Below are 18,200 nucleotides of genomic sequence, written 5' to 3'. Positions count from 1 at the left end.
TGTACCCCGATGCCCAAGCTCGATCTCGATGCGATCCCACAGACCAATGCGACGGGCTATCCCCCGCCCTATGACGCGGAGGTGGAGGGGCGCTGGTATCGCCGCCTCGCGCCGCCTTCCGGCCTCACCAAACTGGGCGCGAGCCACGTGACGCTGGCACCCGGCGCCTATTCCTCGCAGCGCCACTGGCACGAGGGGCAGGACGAGCTCGTCGTCATGCTGTCAGGCGAGGCCGTGATGATCGAGGACGGGGGCGAGACGCGGGTGGTGCCGGGCGATATCCTCGCCTGGCCTGCAGGCGTGCGCGACGGGCACCGGCTCCACAACCGCTCTGGCGCGCCGTGCGTCTTCGTCGCGATCAGCGGCGGCGACCGGGACGAAGACCGGGGCGAATACCCAGATATCGACATGGTGTTCACGCCCGAAGGCTATTTCAGGAAGGACGGCACGCCCTACCCGACGCAGCGCGTGCCCTAGTCGCGCGCGGGCTGCGGCAGCGGACCGGGCGCGAAGGCGGCATCGAGGAATTCGGCCATGCGGATTCCCGCCTGCGTGACGCGGCGCTGGGCGATGGGAATCGCGCGTTCGATATCCTCCTGCGTCAGCGCGGTCTCGTCCGGCAGGTCCTCGCCCTCGCAGGGCGGGCGGTCGAAAGCGGTGGGGTAGACGAAATCGCGGCTCGTCTCCCAGCTCTCGCGGCCCCAGTCAGCAGGGGTGCCTCCGCCTAGTGCGGCGCGCTCTTCGGCAGAATAGCGGCGCACCAGCGGGCTCGGTGCCGAGGTAATCGCACGCTCTGCCAGCGGGCCGTCCCAGATCCAGTGGAGGTTCAATCCCGGCGCGATGCCGTAAGCCGTGTCGATATCGTTGCCGCCGCGATCCTCGTGATCGCCCGAATGCAGCGGCATGTGCACGTCGCCGATGAAGTGGACGAGGAAAGCGAGCGCCTCCAGCCGCACGTTGGCAGGCAGGCCCTCGTCGGCAAGGATGCGCTGGTTGCGCTCGATCTGGGCGAGGATGCAATTGCCGCCCGAGCAGTTGGAGCGCGGGTTGTAGGCCTCGCACACCGGGGCGGTGCGGTAATGCCAGGCGAAGGTATAGCCCCAGCGCCAGCCTTCGGACCGCAGGCAGTCGGGCCACACGCTCGCATCCTGCAAGTCTGCAAGGTCGCATTGCGGCACGCCCAGCTGCGGCGCGGCGCGCATCAGCCGCGCGATGCCGGCACGCGTTTCGGGGCGCACGTTTTCCAGCGCGATATCCGCCGTGGTACGGTGGGCATAGAAGCCCCACGCGCTCGCCTGGACTGGAAGCAGCGCCAGCAGCGCCGCCAGTGCGGTCAGGAAACGGTGTCGTATTGCTCGATGACCCATTCTTCGCTTTCCGAAGCTGCAATCCATGCCTGCATCCATTCGTGCTCCCACACCGCCTGCATATAGGCGGCGGCGAAACCCGGGACGGCGATCTGGTAGCTGATGAACCGTGACACCACGGGGGCGAAGAACACGTCCGCCGCACCGAAAGTGCCGAACAGGAACGGCCCGCCGCTGCCGAAGCGGCTGCGCGCTTCCGCCCACAGGCCGAGGATGCGCAGGATGTCCGCCGTGCATTCCTCGCTCGGCTCGAACCCGTCGAAGCGTTTGCGCACGTTCATCGGGCATTCGCTGCGCAGCGCCTGGAAGGATGAGTGCATTTCCGCGACCATCGAGCGCGCCATGCCGCGCGCGGTATCGTCCTTGGGCCAGAACCGGTCGCGCCCAACCTTGTCCGAGAGATATTCGAGGATCGCAAGGCTGTCCCACACCACCGTGTCGCCGTCCCACAGGATCGGCACCTTGCCGCTGGATGGCTGGATCTCGCCGCCCTTGCGCGTCGCTTCCCAGTTCTCGCCGAACAGCGGCACGACGATTTCCTCGAATGACAGGCCCGACTGCTTGGCAGCCAGCCAGCCGCGCAGCGACCAGCTCGAATAGTTCTTGTTGCCGATGATGACCTTCATGCGCCCACCTTTCGCAAGTGCCGGTAAAGGTTCATTTTGGCAGTGTCGAGCCTGAACGGACGTGCTAGATGCAAGGCATGAGCCTGCGCCCCTTCCATCTCGCCTTTCCCGTCCGCGATCTTGCCGAGGCACGCGCCTTCTACGGCGGCCTGATGGGCTGCCGCGAGGGCCGCAGCTCGGACGAATGGATCGATTTCGATTTCTACGGCCACCAGATCGTCGCCCATACCGGCGGCGAAAGCGGGGACCGGGCCAGCAATCCGGTCGACGGGCACGACGTGCCGGTGCCGCATTTCGGCGTGGTCCTGACGATGGAGGACTGGCAGGCACTGGCCGACCGGCTGACCGCCGCGGGCGTGAACTTCGCCATCGAGCCGACCATCCGCTTCAAGGGCCAGCCGGGGGAACAGGCGACGATGTTCTTCCGCGACCCCAGCGGCAATGCGCTGGAGATGAAGGCCTTCGCCAGCGACGACATGATCTTCGCGACCTGAGGCAGGATTGCGCGCGGTTTCGGGCAAGCAGACTGTCCGCTAACGACCCAATTTCGTTCGTTCGTGCCCCACCCCAGGGTTGTTGAAAGCTGCCATCTATTCAAGTGAAGCGCCAACGGAAGGTTTGTCGTGGCTTGCAGGCCTGGAAGAGATCAGTCCGACAGACCTCCAAGGTTCAAGTGAGGCCGCATTTGCAGGAAAAGAAACTATAGGCCCGAAAGTTATGCAAGCGACCCGAGAACCCTGTTCGAATTCGCAAGGTTTGCCTTCTTGCTGCTTACGCCCAATATACAACCGATGACATCTGCAGCGTGCTCCTCGAACCCGTCGCATTCGGCCGGCTCGTTCGGGCCGATCGAGCGAGCTGCAAACCGGCTGGTCGGGGCAGCGTTTTCGCCGCATCGGCACGATACGTACACCATCGCTGTGACTATGGCTGGGGTACAGGCGTTCAATTATCGCGGGGAGATACGGTATTCGTTGCCGGGCCAGGTGCTGGTTCTCCATCCCGACGAATTGCATGATGGGCACTGCCATGATGAGGCCGGATTTAGCTATCGAGCGGCCTATGTTCCCCCCACTCATGTCCAGGCAGTGCTTGGAGGTGCGGAACTGCCATTTGTCGTTGATGGCGTCTCGCCGAATCCTGCCTTGGTCGCGGCAGCCTACAACATGGTCATCGACTGCGCAGGCGTCGAGGATCCCGGAGCTTATGAAGACGCGCTCTACGATCTGTCGGAAGCCATGAACCAAGAGACTGGCAAGGTTACAGCCGCCAGGATCGCCAACCGAACCGCCGTGATGCGCGCGCGCGAATTTCTCGACACAGCCGTCGTTGACGGTGTGCAACTGGAGGAACTTGAACAGGTTTCGGGCTGCGACCGGTGGCAGCTTTCGCGTGATTTCCGGGCATTGCTTGGCACCAGCCCCTATCGCTATCTGCAGTACCGGCGGATCGATCTCGCCAAGCGCCTCTTGCGTGAAGGCGCGACGCTGGCCGATGCTGCGCATGGCGCTGGCTTTGCGGATCAGAGCCATTTTGGCCGCACATTCCGCAAGGCAGTTGGCCTCACGCCAAAAGAGTGGCTTCGTTCAGACTTGTTCCGCACGATCGTTCTATAGTGATCCTCCGCGGGCAGGTAGCTCAGGCGGCATGACCCAGATGATCTTTTCCGACGAGCCGGCCAAGGGCTGGATACCGCCGATTATCGCTGCTCCCTTTATCTGCATTTTCCTGGTGGCCATCAGCCTCCTGCCGACCGATTTCCTGCTCGAAGGCCTCGGCTTCACCGACGCGAAAGGTTCACCGAAGGGGACCATGGGGCTGTTCCTAATCCTGGCTTCGTTCATCTTCATGGGGCTGGCGATCTTCGCCTGGGTGCGCTGGGTCGAAAAGAGAAGCCTCGCAAGTATCGGCCTTCGCGGAGAGCAACCGTTCAGGAAGTTCCTGGTCGGGCTCGCACTGGGCATTGCCTTCATGGGCGGGATCGTGGCTGCGATAGCATTCGCTGGCGGATACCGTGTAGCTGACCTGTTTCCGGCCTTCGCCAGCCCGGCGGCGCTCGGCTGGATCGTCCTCTTGCTCGCCGGCTTTACCCTGCAAGCGAGCATCGAGGAGATCGCCTTTCGCGGCTGGTTGTTTTCGACCATCATGCGGCGCTGGAATGCGCCTGCCGCCTACATATTGACGGCCGCGGCCTTCACCTTCCTTCACTTCTCGCCCGGGAAGCCCCTGTTGCCGCTGGCCATGACCTTCGTCTTTTCGATTTTCGCCTGCGCTTGGGTGCAGCGCTCGAATTCGGTCTGGGGTGTGATGGGCTGGCACGTCGGCTGGAACTGGTTCGGAGGCACCGCTTTTGATGTGCCGATCACGGGTCTGGAGACCGGTCTGCCCGCACTGGTGGTGGAATTGGTGCCTGTCGGGCCGTCCTGGCTCAATGGTGGGGGGGAAGGACCGGAAGGGAGTGTGTTTACGGTTGCCCTGCTGATTGTGGCGAGCCTCTGCATGCTTCTGGTCACAAAACAGCGCGAACGAAGTGCAATCGACCCACCACGTTCGGCAGACCAACCGTAGCCGCCAGGCTCCGCGAGACCCGGGGAGCGAAAGGCCGGTAAAACTACCGTGAAGCGACAGCGTAACATGCCAAAGGACGTCAGTGTTCTGACTGAATTGGCCCGCTGAAGTTTTGCGGAATCCTGCTGTCGGCAGCTTTAGTCGCTTCCTCGCCAGAACCTGACAGTCCGCACCCCACCCCATACCGGACGCTCGTTTCACCGGAGCCGAAACGAAAAAAGCCCCGCTTTTCGGCGGGGCTTTCTCGTAGCCGGGCCTTGGCCCGAGACTACCTTTGATGGCGCTTACCGGCCGCCTGCCGGGTCGGCGAAGTGCGTCGGCAGGTGGGCGTTCACGATGCCGCCGTCGACCGCGATGGTCTCGCCGACCGTGTAGTCGCCTGCGCGGCTGGCGAGGTAGACCGCGCTGCCGCCCATGTCGAACTTGTCGCCCACGCGCTTGTTCGGGATGCCCTTGGCGCTTTCATCCGCCATGTCGCGCGCGACCTTGTTCATGTTCGAGGGGAAGGCGCCCGGCGCGATGCCGGTGACGTAGACATGGTCCTTGACCAGCCGCGCCGCCATGCGCCGCGTCAGGTGGATCAGCGCCGCCTTCGAGGCCTGGTAGGAATAGGTTTCCCACGGATTGATGCGCAGGCCGTCGACGCTGGCGATGTTGATCACCTTGCCCGGCTTTGCCTGGCTGGCATTGGCGGTCAGCAGCCCGTGCAGCCTCTGCGTGAGGAAGAAGGGCGTCTTGACGTTGAGGTCCATGACCTTGTCCCAGCCTTCCTCGGGGAAGTCGAGGTAGTCCGCGCCCCATGCCGCGCCCGCATTGTTGACGAGGATGTCGAGATGGTCCTCGCGCGACGATATCTCGGCCACCAGTTCGTCGATGCCCTCGAGCGTCGAGATGTCGCCCTGGATCGGCACGACCTTGTCGCCCAGTTCCGCGGCCGTCTCGTGCAGTTCGCCGCCCTTGCGCGCGGTGATGTAGACCCGCTCGCACCCGGCGGCGAGGAAGCCTTCCACGATCATCCGCCCGATGCCGCGGCTGCCGCCGGTGACAAGGGCGTTACGGCCCTTGAGGCTGAACATATCTTCGAGTGTCATGTCGTCTCTCCAGCTCAGTAGCCGCTCATGTCCGCCACGCGGCTCGCGTGGTAGTACATGTCGCCGAGGAATTCCTGCAGCGCACGGTCGCGCTTCATGTAGAGGCCGATGTCGTATTCGTCGGTCATGCCGATGCCGCCGTGCATCTGCACGCCTTCACGCACCGCGAGGCCTGCGGCCTTGGCGACCTTGGCCTTGGCGACCGAGGCCATGAGGTCGGCCTTCTCGCTGCCGCCGTCGAGCAGCTGGGCTGCCTTCATGGTGACCGCACGGGCAATCTCGACTTCGGAATAGAGATGCGCGGCACGGTGCTGCAGCGCCTGGAATTCGCCGATCAGCTTGCCGAACTGCTTGCGCTGCTTGAGGTAGTCGACGGTCATGTCCATCGCGCCGCGGGCCACGCCCACACCTTCTGCGGCAGCGCCGATCCGGCCTGCGGTCAGCATGGCATTGAGCACTTCGCGCCCACCGTCGACTTCGCCGATCACGGCATCGCCGTCGAGCTCCACGCCTTCGAACTTCGTGTGCGAGGCCATCGAGCTGTCGACGAGGCGGACCGCGTCGTGGCTCATGTTCGCTGCATCCTTTGGCACGGCGAACAGGGTGATGCCGTCCGCATCGTCATCGGCGCCCGAAGTGCGCGCGGCGACCACCAGCATGTCCGCGCTGGCGCCGTGGAGGACGAAGTCCTTCTGGCCGGTCAGGCGGAAGCCGTTGCCCGATTTCTCGGCGCGGGTCTTGATGCGTTCGGGACGGTGCTTGGCACCTTCGTCAATCGCAACCGAATAGACGAGGTCGCCCGACACGAGGCCGGGAAGCCAGCGCTGGCGCGCGGCATCGTCGGCGTGCTTCAGCGCGGTCGCTGCCAGCACCGAGCTGGCGAGGAAGGGCGAAGGGGTCAGGTTGCGCCCGATTTCCTCGAGCACGATGCCCGCTTCGTAGCTGCCCATGCCGAGGCCGCCGTCATCCTCGCTGACGAGCATGCCGGTGAAGCCCATTTCGGCGAACTGCTTCCACAGGCCGTGGCCGAAGCCGTCCTTGCAATTGCGGTCGCGCCAGTGGCGCAGCTGCTTGGCGATGGCGCCTTCCTCGGCCATGAACTGGCTGGCGGTTTCGGCCAGCATCGCCTGGTCGTCGTCATGATAAAGAGGCATGGATCAGGCTCCCGGCAGGTCGAGGATACGCTTCGAGATGACGTTGAGCATGACTTCGCTCGTGCCGCCCTCGATCGAATTGGCCTTCGTGCGAAGCCAGTTGCGCGACGGCTTGCCGCCGCCGGTGTCCTCGCTCTCCCATTCGAGAGCGCGGCTGCCGCCGACCGACATCATGAGCTCGTGGCGCTGCTTGTTCAGCTCGGTGCCGACGTATTTCATCATGTTCGGCTGGGCGGGATGGCCCTTGCCCGACTTCATTTCGTCGAGGAACTTCTCGCCCATCGCGCTGTAGGCCAGCGCATCGACGTCGAACATGGCGATCTGCGCGCGCAGCACGGGGTCGAGTTCGCCCGCCATGCGCTTCATCGCCGCGCCGATGGCGCTGGTGCGATCGCCGCCGCCGGCGCCCGAGATCATCTCGCGTTCGTGGCCGAGCAGGTACTTTGCTACGTCCCAGCCGCGGTTGATCTGGCCGACATAGCCGGGGATGTCCTCGCCATAGGACTTGGGCACCTTCACATCGTCCATGAAGGTTTCGCAGAACGGGCTGTTGCCCGAGATCAGCTTGATCGGCTTGGTCGAGACGCCTTCGCTCGCCATGTCGAACAGCATGAAGGTGATGCCCTGGTACTTGTTCTCCTTGTCCGTGCGGACGAGGCAGAAGATCCAGTCGGCTTCATCGGCATAGGAGGTCCAGATCTTCTGGCCGTTGACCACCCAGTGGTCGCCCTTGTCCTCGCCGAAGGTCTGCATCGACACGAGGTCGGAGCCGCTGCCCGGTTCCGAATAGCCCTGGCACCAGCGGATCTTGCCGGCGGCGATTTCATTGAGGAAGCGCTGCTTCTGGCCTTCGGTGCCGAAATGGAGCAGCGCCGGGCCGAGCATCCAGATGCCGAAGCTCGAAAGCGGGGGGCGCGCGCCGATGCGCGACATTTCCTGGCGCAGGATCTTGCCCTCGGCCGGCGTCAGGCCGGCACCGCCATAGGCCTTGGGCCATTCGGGAACGGTGTAGCCCTTGTCGCGGCAGGCCTCGAACCAGGCCTTCTGCGCATCGTTCTTGAAGGTGGCATTGCGGCCGCCCCAGTAGACGTCGGCCTCGTCCCGGACGGGCTCGCGCATTTCGGGGGGGCAATTGGCTTCCAGCCATGCGCGCACGTCGGCGCGGAATGCATCCGGATCGGACATCGGGGGGCTCCTCTCTTCAATCTCTCGGGTCTTGCGACTTGACGTTTACGTTAGGGTGATTCGGCCTCGCGCCGCAAGGCCCATCGCGGCGGAGCGCCATGCCGTAGCGTCAGGCGGATTACGTTGACGGCAGGTGCCGTGCGCCTAAGCTGAAAGCCTCGGATTCGAGGGAGAGAAAGCATGGCCGACACCAACCGATTCTCGGGCCGGACCGTCATCATTACCGGTGCCGCATCGGGCATAGGCGCCGAAGCGACGCGCCTTTTCGCGAGCGAGGGCGCAACCGTTTTCGCCAGCGATATCGACGATGAAGGCGGACGCGCCCTGGAGGCCGCGACCGACGGCGATGTACGCTACCGGCACTGTGACGTGTGCGACCCTGCATCGATCAAGGCGCTGATGGACGGCGCCGCGGCAGAGACTGGCGGCATTGATGTCGTGTTCAACAATGCCGGCGCGGGCGGCGCGCGTGCAGCGATCGACGAGATCGAGCCCGACGAGTGGGACTTGACCTTCCACCTCCTCCTGCGCTCGGTCGCCTTCGGCATCCGCTATGCCGTCCCGCACATGAAGGGCCGCAAGGGCGCCAGCATCGTCAACGTGTCCAGCGTGGCGGCCGTAGGCCCGGGCTATTCGCCGACTGCCTATGCCGTCGCCAAGGCAGGCGTGCTGCACCTCACCAAGTGCGCGGCCACAGATCTTGCGCAGCACGGCATCCGCGTGAACGCGGTGCAGCCCGGCTTCATCAACACCAACATCTTCACGGCAACGCTGGGGATCGAGGGCGATTTGCGCCGACAGGCCAATGCGGCGATCGCGCAGATGTCGTCCAACGCCCAGCCGGTCGCGCGCGGCGGCCAGCCCCGCGATATCGCCGAGGCGGTCGCCTTCATGGCGAGCGATGCGGCCGGCTTCATGACCGGCGCATCGATGATCGTCGATGGGGGCATCACGCTGGGCCCGCGGCATAGCTGGGATCCCGAAGAGCCCGGCCTCTTCGCTGCACTCGAGGCGATGGCGGAACAGGCGCAAGCAAACGCCTGATGCCATTCGTTACCGGCCCCCTGCCCCAGCGGCTCAAGCTGATCCACGGCTTCGGATCGGTCGCCTTCGGGGTGAAGGATTCGGGCTTCAGCTTCTTCCTGCTGCTCTATTACAACCAGGTCCTGGGCATGGATGCCGGCATGGTCAGCCTTGCGCTGGTGCTGGCGCTGCTGGTCGATGCTGTGGTCGACCCGGTGCTCGGCGCGCTGTCGGACCGGACCTACACCCGCTGGGGCCGCCGCCTGCCGTGGCTCTATGCCGCGCCGATCCCGCTGGCGATCGTCTGGGTCATGCTGTGGTCCCCGCCGACGGGCGAGGCGCCGAGCTGGTGGGGCCTATTCGGCATCGCCGTGGTGGTGCGCATCCTCCTGTCGGCATGCGAGGTGCCGTCGGTCAGCCTCGTCCCCGAAATAACCTCCGACTACGACGACCGCACGACGCTGTTCCGCTACCGCTTCCTATCGGGCTGGACCGGCGGCCTGCTGATGATGGTCATGGCCTATTACGTCTTCATGCCGACACCCGAAGCGCTGCTGCAGCGTGACGGCTACATGATCTACGGCATATTCGGCGCGGCACTGATCGTCATTTCCGTCGTCGGATCGGCCTGGGGACAGCACCAACTCGTCGCCCACCTGCCCGAGGTCAAACCCACTCCGCTCACCTTCCGCGGCATTTTCGGCGAGATCATCGAGGCGTTTTCCGAACGCGCCTTCCTCATCTGGGGTCTCGGCGCGCTGGCGGCCTATGTCAGCCAGGGGATGACCTTCTCGATCTCAAACTACGTCAACCTGTTCGTGTGGCAGTTCAACGGGCTGGCGCTGAAGCTCTACCCGATCGTGCTGTTCTTCTCGGTCATCGTCATGTTCTTCGTCGTCGGGCCGCTGCACCGCCGTTACGGCAAGCCGAAGAGCGCCGCGTGGAGCGCGATTGCCGCCATGGTCGTGGGCCTTACGCCCTACGCCCTGTTCCTTGCCGGTGCCTGGCCGCAGCCGGGCGGCACTGCATCGACCGCCCTGTTCTATCTCTTCCTCTTCTTCGCCAACATGCTGGGCGTTGTCACCATGATCTCGGCCACCTCGATGATCGCCGAGATCGTCGAAGCGTTCGAGGAACGGCAGGGCCGCCGGGCCGAAGGCGCATTCTATGCGGGTAACTGGTTCGTCCAGAAATGCGCCACCGGCGTCGGCATTTTCCTGACCGGCCAGATCGTCGCTGCAGCGGGCCTCGCATCGGATGCGAAGCAGGGCAGCGTGCCGGCCCCGGTGCTGGAGCACATCATCCTGTATTACGGCGGGGCGGCCGTCGTGCTCGCCCTGTTCTCGGCCTACTGGCTCGGCCGCTTCCCGATCGGGCGCGAGGAACACGAGGCGCGCGTGCGCGCGCTCGACCTTGCCGCACGCGGCGATATCGACGGCGGCACCATGGTACCCTGATTTCCCCCTTGGCGAGGCTGAAAAGCTCTGCCAGTTTCATCACGCAACGGATTTTTCGAAGAGAGGATTACACGATGGATTTCGAACCCACCGAGAGGCAAACCTACTGGCGCGACCGGGTTAGGAACTTCATCGAGGCCAATGTCCGCCCCGCCGTCGCGACCTACAAGGCGCAGGATGCCGAGGGCGAGCGCTGGAAGGTCATCCAGGTGGTCGAGGACCTCAAGGCCAAGGCCAAGGCCGAAGGCATCTGGAACCTGTTCATGCCGCCGCGCAACGACAGCCACCACCACGTGGACGACACGTTCGAATTCGAAGGCCCGGGCCTCACCAACCTCGAATATGCGCTCTGCGCCGAGGAAATGGGACGCATCGGTTTCGCCTCCGAAGTGTTCAACTGCTCCGCCCCCGACACGGGCAACATGGAAGTGTTCCACCGCTACGGCACGCGCGAGCAGAAGGAGCAGTGGCTCACCCCGCTGATGAACGGCGAAATCCGTTCGGCCTTCCTCATGACCGAACCCTTCACCGCTTCGTCCGATGCGACCAACATCGAATGCCGGATCGAGCGTGACGGCGACGAATATGTCATCAACGGCCGCAAGTGGTGGTCTTCGGGCGTGGGCGATCCGCGCTGCAAGGTCGCCATCGTCATGGGCAAGACCGATTTCTCGGCCGGCCGCCATGCCGCCCAGTCGATGATCCTCATGCCGATGGACGCGCCGGGCGTGACCATTCTGCGCCACCTGCCCGTGTTCGGCTATGACGATGCGCCGCACGGCCACATGGAAGTGGAACTCAAGGACGTGCGCGTCCCTGTCACCAACATGCTGCTGGGCGAAGGCCGCGGCTTCGAGATCGCGCAGGGCCGCCTCGGGCCGGGCCGTATCCACCACTGCATGCGAACCATCGGCGTCGCCGAGGAAGCGCTCCACAAGATGTGCCAGCGCCTCCAGGAGCGCGAGGCCTTCGGCAAGCCGATCTACAAGCACTCGGTCTGGGAAGAGCGCGTCGCGCGTGCCCGCATCGACATCGACATGACCCGCCTGCTCTGCCTCAAGGCGGCCGACATGATGGACAAGGTCGGCAACAAGGCGGCCAAGCAGGAAATCGCCATGATCAAGGTGCAGGCGCCCAACATGGCCCTGAAGATCATCGACGATGCCATCCAGGCCCATGGCGGCGGCGGCGTGTCGGACGATTACGGCCTTGCCAATGCCTATGCCCACCAGCGCACGCTGCGCCTGGCCGACGGTCCGGACGAAGTCCACGCCCGCTCGATCGCGCGCATGGAATTCGCCAAGCACCTGCCCAAGGCGGGCCCCACCGCCAACGCCCTGCGCGACGGCAAGGCTCCGTCGATGGGCAATGACAACCTCAGCTCGGGCGACATGGGAGTGGCGCGCTGATGGCGAAGGCTGCAATCCTCGAAGCCGTGGGCGGTCTGACGATCGGCGAGGTGGAACTCGCCGATCCCGGCCCGCACGAGGTGCTGATCGACACCAAGGCCTGCGGCCTGTGCCATTCGGACCTGCACTTCATCGAAGGCTCCTACCCGCACCCGCTCCCGGCCATTCCCGGGCACGAGGCGGCAGGCGTGGTCCGGGCGGTCGGCAGCGAGGTGAAGACCGTGAAGCCGGGCGACCACGTGGTCTCCTGCCTCTCGGCCTTCTGCGGCCACTGCGAATTCTGCGTCACGGGCCGCATGGCACTGTGCATGGGTGCCGACACGCGCCGTGCACAGGACCAGGCCCCGCGCATCATGCGCGCTGACGGCAGCGGCCCGGTTGCGCAGATGCTCAACCTGTCCGCCTTCTGCGAGCAGATGCTGATCCACGAGCACGCCTGCGTCGCGATCGACAAGGACATGCCGCTGGACCGTGCCGCCGTGATCGGCTGCGCGGTGACGACAGGGGCGGGGACAATCTTCAACGCCTGCTCGGTCGTACCGGGTGAAACCGTGGCCGTCGTCGGCTGCGGCGGCGTGGGTCTTGCGGCCATCAATGCGGCCAAGATTGCGGGCGCCGGCAAGGTCATCGCGCTCGACCCGATCGCCGAAAAGCGCGAACTGGCCATGGTTCTCGGCGCAACCCATGCCTTCGACGCCATGTCGGCCGATGCAGTCGATCAGGTGATGAAGCTGACCGGCGGCGGCGTGCATCACGCGATCGAGGCGGTCGGGCGGCAGGCATCCGCCGACCTCGCAGTCAAGCTGCTGCGCCGCGGCGGTACGGCCACGATCCTCGGCATGATGCCGCTGGACTGCAAGGTCGGCCTCGGCGCGATGGATCTCCTGTCGGGCAAGAAGCTGCAGGGCGCGATCATGGGCATGAACCACTTCCCGGTGGACCTGCCGCGCCTTGTCGATTTCTACATGCGCGGCCTGCTCGATCTCGACACGATCATCGCCGAGCGTATCCCGCTCGAGAAAATCAACGAGGGTTTCGAGAAGATGAAGGCCGGGCATTCGGCCCGCAGCGTGGTGGTGTTCGACTGATGGCGACGGGTTCGGAAATCGATTTCGACAAGGAAATGGTCGGCACCATCGAGGTGCCCGAACGCGACCGGCTCGACCTCGACGCGCTGACCGCGTGGTTCGAGGCGAACGTGTCCGACTTCGAAGGGCCGATCAGCTATTCCAAGTTCAAGGGTGGCCAGTCGAACCCGACCTACCGGATCGATACCCCGGGACGCTCCTACGTCCTCAGGCGCCAGCCGTTCGGCAAGCTGCTGCCGAGCGCGCACGCAGTGGACCGCGAATACAAGGCCATGCACGCGCTCGGGCCGACCGGCTTCCCCGTGCCGAAGACCTACGGCCTGTGCGAGGATCCCGAAGTGCTGGGCTCCAAGTTCTTCGTCATGGGCCTCGCCGACGGGCGATCCCTGTGGAACGGTTCGCTTCCCGGCGTCGACCCGTCGGCCAGGCGCGAAATCTACAATGCCATGATCGACACCATGGCCGACCTGCACCTCCAGAAGCCGGAGGAAATCGGCCTCGGCGACTATGGCAAGCCGACCGACTATTGCGCGCGCCAGATCGCCCGCTGGTCCAAGCAGTACAAGCTGTCGGAAACCGAACACATGGCGAAGATGGAGCGGCTGATCGAATGGCTGCCGCAGACCATCCCGCCGCAGCACGAGAGCAGCGTGGTCCACGGCGACTACCGCCTCGACAACATGATCTTCGAGAAGGACGCGAACCGCGTCCTCGCCGTGCTCGACTGGGAGCTTTCGACGCTGGGCGATCCGATCGCCGATTTCAGCTATCTCATGCTCAACTGGCACAATCCGGCTGACGGGCGTGCGGGCCTGCTGGGCCTCGACCTTGGCGAACTCGGCATTCCCACGCAGGAAGAGGCGGTGGACCGCTATGTCGCGCGCACCGGCTATCCGGTGCCGCCGATGGACTGGTACTTCGCCTACAACCTCTTCCGGCTCGCCGGCATCATGCAGGGCATCAAGAAGCGCGTCATCGACGGCACGGCATCTTCTGCCCATGCCAAGGCGATGAGCGAACGCGTCGGCCCGCTGGTCGACCGCGCCTACGAATTCGCCCAAGCGGCAGGGATGGACTAGCGCGGCAAGGCTGCTAACGACCGCTCCGCATATTCTTACGGAGACCAGCATGAGCGCCGAGCTAGAAACCGCCATCGAAGCCGCGTGGGAAGACCGCGCCAACGTCACGCCGCAGAGCGCGGACGTGCGCGCTGCGGTCGAGGCTGCCCTCAAGCTGCTCGACAGCGGCGAAGGCCGCGTGGCCCAGCCCGACGGCAAGGGCGGCTGGCAGGTCAACCAGTGGCTCAAGAAGGCGGTGCTGCTGTCCTTCCGCCTTAACGACAACCGCGTGATGGAAGGCGGCAGCGCCGGCCATCCCGCCTTCGACAAGGTGCCGAGCAAGTTCGCCGGCTGGGACGATGCGCGTTTCCGCGCGGCAGGCTTCCGCGTGGTGCCGGGCGCTATCGCCCGCGAAGGCGCCTATATCGCGCCCGGCTGCGTGCTGATGCCGAGCTTCGTTAACATCGGCGCCTATGTCGGCAAGGGCACGATGGTCGACACCTGGGCCAGCATCGGCAGCTGCGCGCAGATCGGCGAGAACTGCCATATCTCCGCAGGCGCAGGGATCGGCGGCGTGCTCGAACCGATGCAGGCGAACCCGACCATCATCGGCGACAATTGCTTCATCGGCGCGCGCAGTGAAATCGTGGAAGGCGTGATCGTGGGCGAAGGCTGCGTGGTCGCCATGGGCGTCTTCATCACCCAGTCGACCAAGATCGTCTACCGCGACACCGGCGAAGTCATCCGCGGCCACATCCCGCCCTATTCGGTGGTCGTGCCCGGTTCCATGCCCGGCAAGGACGGCGGCCCCGGCCTCGCCTGCGCGGTGATCGTGAAGACCGTCGATGCCCAGACCCGCGAGAAAACCGGCATCAACGAGCTGCTGCGCGACTGAGCGGGCGCGGAACATTCGTCACATCCGACCGTAGAAACCCCTGAATCCCGCGCGGTCGCGGAGAACAGGGAGTATTCACGTGCACAAGGAAGGTGACGAAGTCCATATCGACGATGTGGAAGCCAGCGGCGGCTCCAAGGAAGGTGTCGTGCGCTACGTGCTCGCAGGCGGGCTGATCCTGGCCATCATCCTGATGTCGGTCGTCTGGATCGTTCCGGCGATGACGCAGGGCGATGTCGAGGAAGAAGCCACCGTCAGCGGCGAGATTTCCTCGATGGAAGAGGAAGGCGACAGCACCGACAGCATCCTCGGCACCGACGAGGAACAGGTTGGCGACGACAATGTTACGCAAGAGGACGGGATCGAAGTTATTGAAAACTAAGATGCCGAGGTGACCTCATGAGCAATTCGAACAGTTTCCGCACCGACCAGTACGTTCAGTGGAACTGGGGTAGCGGGACGGCCAAGGGCCAGATCAAGGAACGGTTCGAACGCGAGGTCACCCGCACCCTCAAGGGCTCCGAAGTCACGCGCGACGGGAGCGAGGACAACCCCGCCTACCTCATCAGGCAGGAAGACGGCGACGAAGTGCTGAAGCTGGGCTCGGAACTGCAGGCGCAGAACTGACCAGGCCAGCCCCGCTTCACTCCGCGTCGCGCGGCTTGCCCACCGGATATTCGATCGGCGCCATGTCGCGGCGGCTGGCGGCGAAAGCCTCTGCCTCGCGCATGGCGCGCATCATGTTGCGGCTCGAAATCTTTTCGAGGTCGGCCTGCGAATACCCGCGCTTCGCCAGTTCGACGAACAGCGCCGGATAGCCGGCGACGTCCTCCATCCCCACCGGGCCGGTCGGCATGCCGTCATAGTCACCGCCAATGCCGATGTGATCGATGCCTGCAACCTTTCGGATGTGGTCGATGTGGTCGGCCATGTCGGCCACGGTCGAAACCGGCGGGCGGTTGGTGGCGTCCCATTTCGCCAGCCCCGCTTCGACATTGTCGGGCAGGCCCGGGAACAGGGCCTTCAGCCGCGCTTCTTCGGCAGAACGGTTGGCCGAGTGGTTGCGCAGTTCCTCGTTGATGAACCAAGGCAGCGCGACCACCATCAGGACGCCGCCGTTTTCCGGCAGGCGCGCAAGCACGCTGTCGGGCACGTTGCGCAAATGGCCATTGATGGCGCGGGCGCCCGAATGGCTGAAGATGACCGGCGCGCCCGACACGTCCAGCGCATCGTGCATCGCGGCTTCGCTCACGTGGCTGAGGTCGACCAGCATCCCCATGCGCTGCATCTCGCGCACCACGTCCTTGCCGAAGGTGTTGAGCCCGTCATGGCGCGGCGCATCGGTCGCGCTGTCCGCCCAGTCGAGCGTCGTCGAGTGCGTGAGTGTCATGTACCGCGCGCCGAGGTCGTACATCTGGCGTAGCACGGCGAGGCTGTTGCCGATCGAATGGCCGCCTTCCATGCCCATGAGCGAGGCGATCTTGCCCTCTGCCATGGCCTTTTCGACATCGTCGGCGGTCAGCGCGAGCGCGAGCTTGTCCGGGTTGCGGGCAATCAGGCGCTTCGTCACGTCGATCTGCTCGATGGTCGCCTGCACGGCCTCGGGCTCGGGCAGTGCGGCACTGACATAGACCGACCAGAACTGCGCACCGACATCGCCCTTTTCCAGCCGGACGAGGTCGGTGTGCATGGCCGCCCGGTCGCCGTCCTGCGTGTCGAGCGTGTCGACGAAATCGAAATCGTTGATGAGATTGTCGAACCGCCCGCGCAGCTGGATCGGCACGTCATTGTGCCCGTCCCACACCGGCGCCGCCTCGAGCGCGGCGGCTGCCACCTGTTCCGGGGTCTCTTTCGCCGCTGCCGGCATGGCGAGGACGGCGGTAGTGGCAAGCAGTGCGGCGGCGATGCGGTTCACGCTAATTCTCCCTTTCGGAACGCAACGGGTTCTCGATGGCTCTATTACCCATGGAACAGGGTTTGGAAAGGACTGGGCGATGACTGTGGTGGCAAGCTGGAACGGCGAGGAAATCGCGCGCAGCGACGATACGGTGGTGGTCGAGGGGAACCACTATTTCCCGGCTTCCGACGTGGCGCGCAGTGCCCTGGTGCCGAGCGAGCGGACCAGCGTGTGCCCGTGGAAGGGCACGGCGCAGTACCATTCGGTCAATGCGGGCGGCGCGATCAACCCGGACGCAGCGTGGTATTACCCCGACCCCAAGGAAGCGGCGGCCGAAATCAAGGACCGCATCGCCTTCTGGAAGGGCGTCGAGGTGCACGAGGAATAGCGCGCAAAGAAAAGCGGCGCCGCGAACTGGTCGCGACGCCGCCGGTATTCTCAGACCTTCGAGCGATCAGCTCATGTGCTTGGAAACGGCACCGGTCATCTTGAACATCGAGATCTGGTCCTTGCCGATCACCGCGCCGAGCTTGGCGTCGGGATTGATCATGCGCTTGTCCTTCGAGTCCTGCAGGTTGTTCGCCTTGATGTGGTCCCACACCTTCGACGTCACCTGGGCGCGGGTCATCGGACCCTTGCCGACGACGGCTTCGAGTTCCGGCGTCAGGTTCACCGGCTTTTGCAGTGCGTTGTTCTTGCCAGCCATTTCAGGTTCCTTTCACTTGGCTATGCTTGGTATTATCAGATGTCGAATTCATCCTCGGCATCCCATTCCTCGACCTCGTGACCTTCGAACCGGGCACTGAGGATCGCGAGTGCGGTGACATGGTTTTCCATGTTCCTGACCAGATCTGCATGCGTGGCGCCGGGCATCAGCGTCAGCGGCAGGTCCAGTGCGAAAAGCTGGAAGGCGTAACGATGCTCCACCCCCACAGGCGGGTCGGGCAGCAGCCATTCCGAATTGCCGCGAGCATTCTTGCCGGTGCGCGGCGGCACCTCGCCTTCGAAGAGCGCGCCCTTCTGCCCGGGCAGGCCCCAGACGAGCCAGTGCACGTCGCCGCGTTCCACGTCCTCGACCACCAGCACGAGTTCCTGCGTGCCGGGAGGCGGTGCGGTCCATTCGAGCGGCGGTGCGACGGCATCGTCCTCGCAAGCCGTGAAGCTGGGGTCGAGTTCGCCGCCATGGCGGAAAGCCGGGCTGGACAGGGTGAAGCCGCCGCGGCCGAGAGCTTTCTCCTCGGCCACCAAAGCAGCGGTCAGTCCGGCCTTTACTTCGCCGTTGCCGATCGCCTGCTGGATCCATGCGGGCACGCCCGTACTCACAACCTCAACTCCGTCTTCTACTGCCAAATTCGCATATCGAGGACAAAGACTAGGCACAC

21 protein-coding genes are annotated in these 18,200 nt (G+C 64.7%); 13 read left to right on the top strand and 8 right to left on the bottom strand.

Annotated elements, in window-relative coordinates; all coding sequences use genetic code 11:
• Nucleotides 1–9 precede the first annotated feature (9 nt).
• Nucleotides 10–477 (top strand): cupin domain-containing protein, encoded by a 468-nt coding sequence (locus GRI42_RS13220; protein WP_160608932.1) that lies wholly within the window; start codon nucleotides 10–12, stop codon nucleotides 475–477.
• On the opposite strand, the gene GRI42_RS13215 is transcribed toward GRI42_RS13220, so the two are convergent.
• Entirely contained in the window at nucleotides 474–1,367 is an 894-nt protein-coding gene (locus GRI42_RS13215) for a S1/P1 nuclease (protein ID WP_160608931.1), read from the bottom strand. The two genes, GRI42_RS13220 and GRI42_RS13215, sit on opposite strands and share 4 nt — an antisense overlap.
• Nucleotides 1,334–1,993 (bottom strand): glutathione S-transferase family protein, encoded by a 660-nt coding sequence (locus tag GRI42_RS13210; RefSeq protein WP_160608930.1) that lies wholly within the window; start codon nucleotides 1,991–1,993, stop codon nucleotides 1,334–1,336. Before GRI42_RS13210 ends, GRI42_RS13215 begins: the two co-directional genes overlap by 34 nt.
• A 77-nt stretch (nucleotides 1,994–2,070) precedes the next feature.
• Between GRI42_RS13210 and GRI42_RS13205 the strand changes: the two genes are divergently transcribed.
• The 3 genes from GRI42_RS13205 to GRI42_RS13195 all read left to right on the top strand — a co-directional run bounded on the left by GRI42_RS13205 (nucleotide 2,071) and on the right by GRI42_RS13195 (nucleotide 4,561).
• A complete protein-coding gene (locus tag GRI42_RS13205) occupies nucleotides 2,071–2,487 on the top strand; it encodes a VOC family protein (RefSeq protein WP_160608929.1) in 417 nt (138 codons plus the stop codon).
• Between the two features lie 297 nt (nucleotides 2,488–2,784).
• Complete coding sequence (locus GRI42_RS13200) at nucleotides 2,785–3,609, top strand: helix-turn-helix domain-containing protein (protein ID WP_160608928.1); 825 nt, start codon at nucleotides 2,785–2,787, stop codon at nucleotides 3,607–3,609.
• Between the two features lie 31 nt (nucleotides 3,610–3,640).
• The gene (locus tag GRI42_RS13195) at nucleotides 3,641–4,561 is read left to right on the top strand and encodes a CPBP family intramembrane glutamic endopeptidase (protein ID WP_160608927.1); all 921 of its coding nucleotides are present in this window, start codon (nucleotides 3,641–3,643) and stop codon (nucleotides 4,559–4,561) included.
• Between the two features lie 284 nt (nucleotides 4,562–4,845).
• Here GRI42_RS13195 and GRI42_RS13190 read toward each other — a convergent pair whose 3' ends face one another.
• The 3 genes from GRI42_RS13190 to GRI42_RS13180 are packed head-to-tail and all read right to left on the bottom strand — an operon-like array spanning nucleotide 4,846 to nucleotide 7,991.
• The gene (locus GRI42_RS13190) at nucleotides 4,846–5,652 is read right to left on the bottom strand and encodes an SDR family oxidoreductase (protein WP_160608926.1); all 807 of its coding nucleotides are present in this window, start codon (nucleotides 5,650–5,652) and stop codon (nucleotides 4,846–4,848) included.
• A 14-nt stretch (nucleotides 5,653–5,666) separates the two neighbouring features.
• Nucleotides 5,667–6,806 (bottom strand): acyl-CoA dehydrogenase family protein, encoded by a 1,140-nt coding sequence (locus GRI42_RS13185; protein ID WP_160608925.1) that lies wholly within the window; start codon nucleotides 6,804–6,806, stop codon nucleotides 5,667–5,669.
• 3 nt (nucleotides 6,807–6,809) lie between these two features.
• On the bottom strand, nucleotides 6,810–7,991 hold the full coding sequence (locus tag GRI42_RS13180; protein WP_160608924.1) for an acyl-CoA dehydrogenase family protein: 1,182 nt from the start codon (nucleotides 7,989–7,991) through the stop codon (nucleotides 6,810–6,812).
• 180 nt (nucleotides 7,992–8,171) lie between these two features.
• On the opposite strand from GRI42_RS13180, the gene GRI42_RS13175 reads away from it, so the two are divergent.
• The 8 genes from GRI42_RS13175 (at nucleotide 8,172) to GRI42_RS13140 (ending at nucleotide 15,548) form a co-directional block, all read left to right on the top strand.
• Nucleotides 8,172–9,035 (top strand): SDR family NAD(P)-dependent oxidoreductase, encoded by an 864-nt coding sequence (locus GRI42_RS13175; RefSeq protein ID WP_160608923.1) that lies wholly within the window; start codon nucleotides 8,172–8,174, stop codon nucleotides 9,033–9,035.
• Nucleotides 9,035–10,471 carry an MFS transporter gene (locus GRI42_RS13170; protein ID WP_160608922.1) on the top strand — a complete coding sequence of 479 codons (1,437 nt, stop codon included), beginning with the start codon at nucleotides 9,035–9,037 and terminating at the stop codon, nucleotides 10,469–10,471. Before GRI42_RS13175 ends, GRI42_RS13170 begins: the two co-directional genes overlap by 1 nt.
• 74 nt (nucleotides 10,472–10,545) lie before the next feature.
• Nucleotides 10,546–11,880, top strand: coding sequence for an acyl-CoA dehydrogenase family protein (locus GRI42_RS13165; protein WP_160608921.1), 1,335 nt, complete (start codon nucleotides 10,546–10,548; stop codon nucleotides 11,878–11,880).
• Nucleotides 11,880–12,968, top strand: a complete 1,089-nt coding sequence (locus GRI42_RS13160; protein WP_160608920.1) for a Zn-dependent alcohol dehydrogenase — start codon at nucleotides 11,880–11,882, stop codon at nucleotides 12,966–12,968. The genes GRI42_RS13165 and GRI42_RS13160 overlap by 1 nt, the downstream gene beginning before the upstream one ends.
• A complete protein-coding gene (locus tag GRI42_RS13155; protein WP_160608919.1) occupies nucleotides 12,968–14,047 on the top strand; it encodes a phosphotransferase family protein in 1,080 nt (359 codons plus the stop codon). Before GRI42_RS13160 ends, GRI42_RS13155 begins: the two co-directional genes overlap by 1 nt.
• Before the next feature lie 49 nt (nucleotides 14,048–14,096).
• Nucleotides 14,097–14,921: a 2,3,4,5-tetrahydropyridine-2,6-dicarboxylate N-succinyltransferase gene (dapD, locus tag GRI42_RS13150; RefSeq protein ID WP_160608918.1), complete on the top strand. Its 825-nt coding sequence runs from the start codon at nucleotides 14,097–14,099 to the stop codon at nucleotides 14,919–14,921.
• 79 nt (nucleotides 14,922–15,000) lie between these two features.
• Nucleotides 15,001–15,303 (top strand): hypothetical protein, encoded by a 303-nt coding sequence (locus tag GRI42_RS13145; protein ID WP_160608917.1) that lies wholly within the window; start codon nucleotides 15,001–15,003, stop codon nucleotides 15,301–15,303.
• Between the two features lie 17 nt (nucleotides 15,304–15,320).
• Nucleotides 15,321–15,548, top strand: a complete 228-nt coding sequence (locus tag GRI42_RS13140; protein ID WP_160608916.1) for a hypervirulence associated TUDOR domain-containing protein — start codon at nucleotides 15,321–15,323, stop codon at nucleotides 15,546–15,548.
• A gap of 16 nt (nucleotides 15,549–15,564) precedes the next feature.
• On the opposite strand, the gene GRI42_RS13135 is transcribed toward GRI42_RS13140, so the two are convergent.
• Complete coding sequence (locus tag GRI42_RS13135) at nucleotides 15,565–16,788, bottom strand: dipeptidase (RefSeq protein ID WP_160609225.1); 1,224 nt, start codon at nucleotides 16,786–16,788, stop codon at nucleotides 15,565–15,567.
• Nucleotides 16,789–16,915: 127 nt separating this feature from the next.
• Between GRI42_RS13135 and GRI42_RS13130 the strand changes: the two genes are divergently transcribed.
• Nucleotides 16,916–17,206: a DUF427 domain-containing protein gene (locus GRI42_RS13130; protein ID WP_160608915.1), complete on the top strand. Its 291-nt coding sequence runs from the start codon at nucleotides 16,916–16,918 to the stop codon at nucleotides 17,204–17,206.
• A gap of 66 nt (nucleotides 17,207–17,272) precedes the next feature.
• Here GRI42_RS13130 and GRI42_RS13125 read toward each other — a convergent pair whose 3' ends face one another.
• A complete protein-coding gene (locus GRI42_RS13125; RefSeq protein ID WP_160608914.1) occupies nucleotides 17,273–17,524 on the bottom strand; it encodes an SWIB/MDM2 domain-containing protein in 252 nt (83 codons plus the stop codon).
• A 35-nt stretch (nucleotides 17,525–17,559) separates the two neighbouring features.
• Entirely contained in the window at nucleotides 17,560–18,141 is a 582-nt protein-coding gene (locus GRI42_RS13120; protein ID WP_160608913.1) for a YbhB/YbcL family Raf kinase inhibitor-like protein, read from the bottom strand.
• Nucleotides 18,142–18,200 lie beyond the last annotated feature (59 nt).

The organism is Qipengyuania gaetbuli (assembly GCF_009827315.1).
GTDB lineage: Bacteria > Pseudomonadota > Alphaproteobacteria > Sphingomonadales > Sphingomonadaceae > Qipengyuania > Qipengyuania gaetbuli.
The sequence above is the reverse complement of the archived record's forward strand: the minus strand, read 5'-3'. Positions and strand labels throughout refer to the sequence as shown.

Bases quoted from the DNA above. Each gene is read 5' to 3' on its own strand.
- GRI42_RS13215 (WP_160608931.1), bottom strand. From the start codon at position 1,367: ATGGGTCATCGAGCAATACGACACCGTTTCCTGACCGCACTGGCGGCG.
- GRI42_RS13180 (WP_160608924.1), bottom strand. From the start codon at position 7,991: ATGTCCGATCCGGATGCATTCCGCGCCGACGTGCGCGCATGGCTGGAA.
- GRI42_RS13190 (WP_160608926.1), bottom strand. From the start codon at position 5,652: ATGACACTCGAAGATATGTTCAGCCTCAAGGGCCGTAACGCCCTTGTC.
- GRI42_RS13220 (WP_160608932.1), top strand. From the start codon at position 10: ATGCCCAAGCTCGATCTCGATGCGATCCCACAGACCAATGCGACGGGC.
- GRI42_RS13205 (WP_160608929.1), top strand. From the start codon at position 2,071: ATGAGCCTGCGCCCCTTCCATCTCGCCTTTCCCGTCCGCGATCTTGCC.
- GRI42_RS13135 (WP_160609225.1), bottom strand. From the start codon at position 16,788: ATGCCGGCAGCGGCGAAAGAGACCCCGGAACAGGTGGCAGCCGCCGCG.
- GRI42_RS13125 (WP_160608914.1), bottom strand. From the start codon at position 17,524: ATGGCTGGCAAGAACAACGCACTGCAAAAGCCGGTGAACCTGACGCCG.
- GRI42_RS13185 (WP_160608925.1), bottom strand. From the start codon at position 6,806: ATGCCTCTTTATCATGACGACGACCAGGCGATGCTGGCCGAAACCGCC.
- GRI42_RS13165 (WP_160608921.1), top strand. From the start codon at position 10,546: ATGGATTTCGAACCCACCGAGAGGCAAACCTACTGGCGCGACCGGGTT.
- GRI42_RS13200 (WP_160608928.1), top strand. From the start codon at position 2,785: ATGACATCTGCAGCGTGCTCCTCGAACCCGTCGCATTCGGCCGGCTCG.
- GRI42_RS13210 (WP_160608930.1), bottom strand. From the start codon at position 1,993: ATGAAGGTCATCATCGGCAACAAGAACTATTCGAGCTGGTCGCTGCGC.
- GRI42_RS13130 (WP_160608915.1), top strand. From the start codon at position 16,916: ATGACTGTGGTGGCAAGCTGGAACGGCGAGGAAATCGCGCGCAGCGAC.
- GRI42_RS13160 (WP_160608920.1), top strand. From the start codon at position 11,880: ATGGCGAAGGCTGCAATCCTCGAAGCCGTGGGCGGTCTGACGATCGGC.
- GRI42_RS13175 (WP_160608923.1), top strand. From the start codon at position 8,172: ATGGCCGACACCAACCGATTCTCGGGCCGGACCGTCATCATTACCGGT.
- GRI42_RS13195 (WP_160608927.1), top strand. From the start codon at position 3,641: ATGACCCAGATGATCTTTTCCGACGAGCCGGCCAAGGGCTGGATACCG.
- GRI42_RS13140 (WP_160608916.1), top strand. From the start codon at position 15,321: ATGAGCAATTCGAACAGTTTCCGCACCGACCAGTACGTTCAGTGGAAC.
- dapD (WP_160608918.1), top strand. From the start codon at position 14,097: ATGAGCGCCGAGCTAGAAACCGCCATCGAAGCCGCGTGGGAAGACCGC.
- GRI42_RS13155 (WP_160608919.1), top strand. From the start codon at position 12,968: ATGGCGACGGGTTCGGAAATCGATTTCGACAAGGAAATGGTCGGCACC.
- GRI42_RS13170 (WP_160608922.1), top strand. From the start codon at position 9,035: ATGCCATTCGTTACCGGCCCCCTGCCCCAGCGGCTCAAGCTGATCCAC.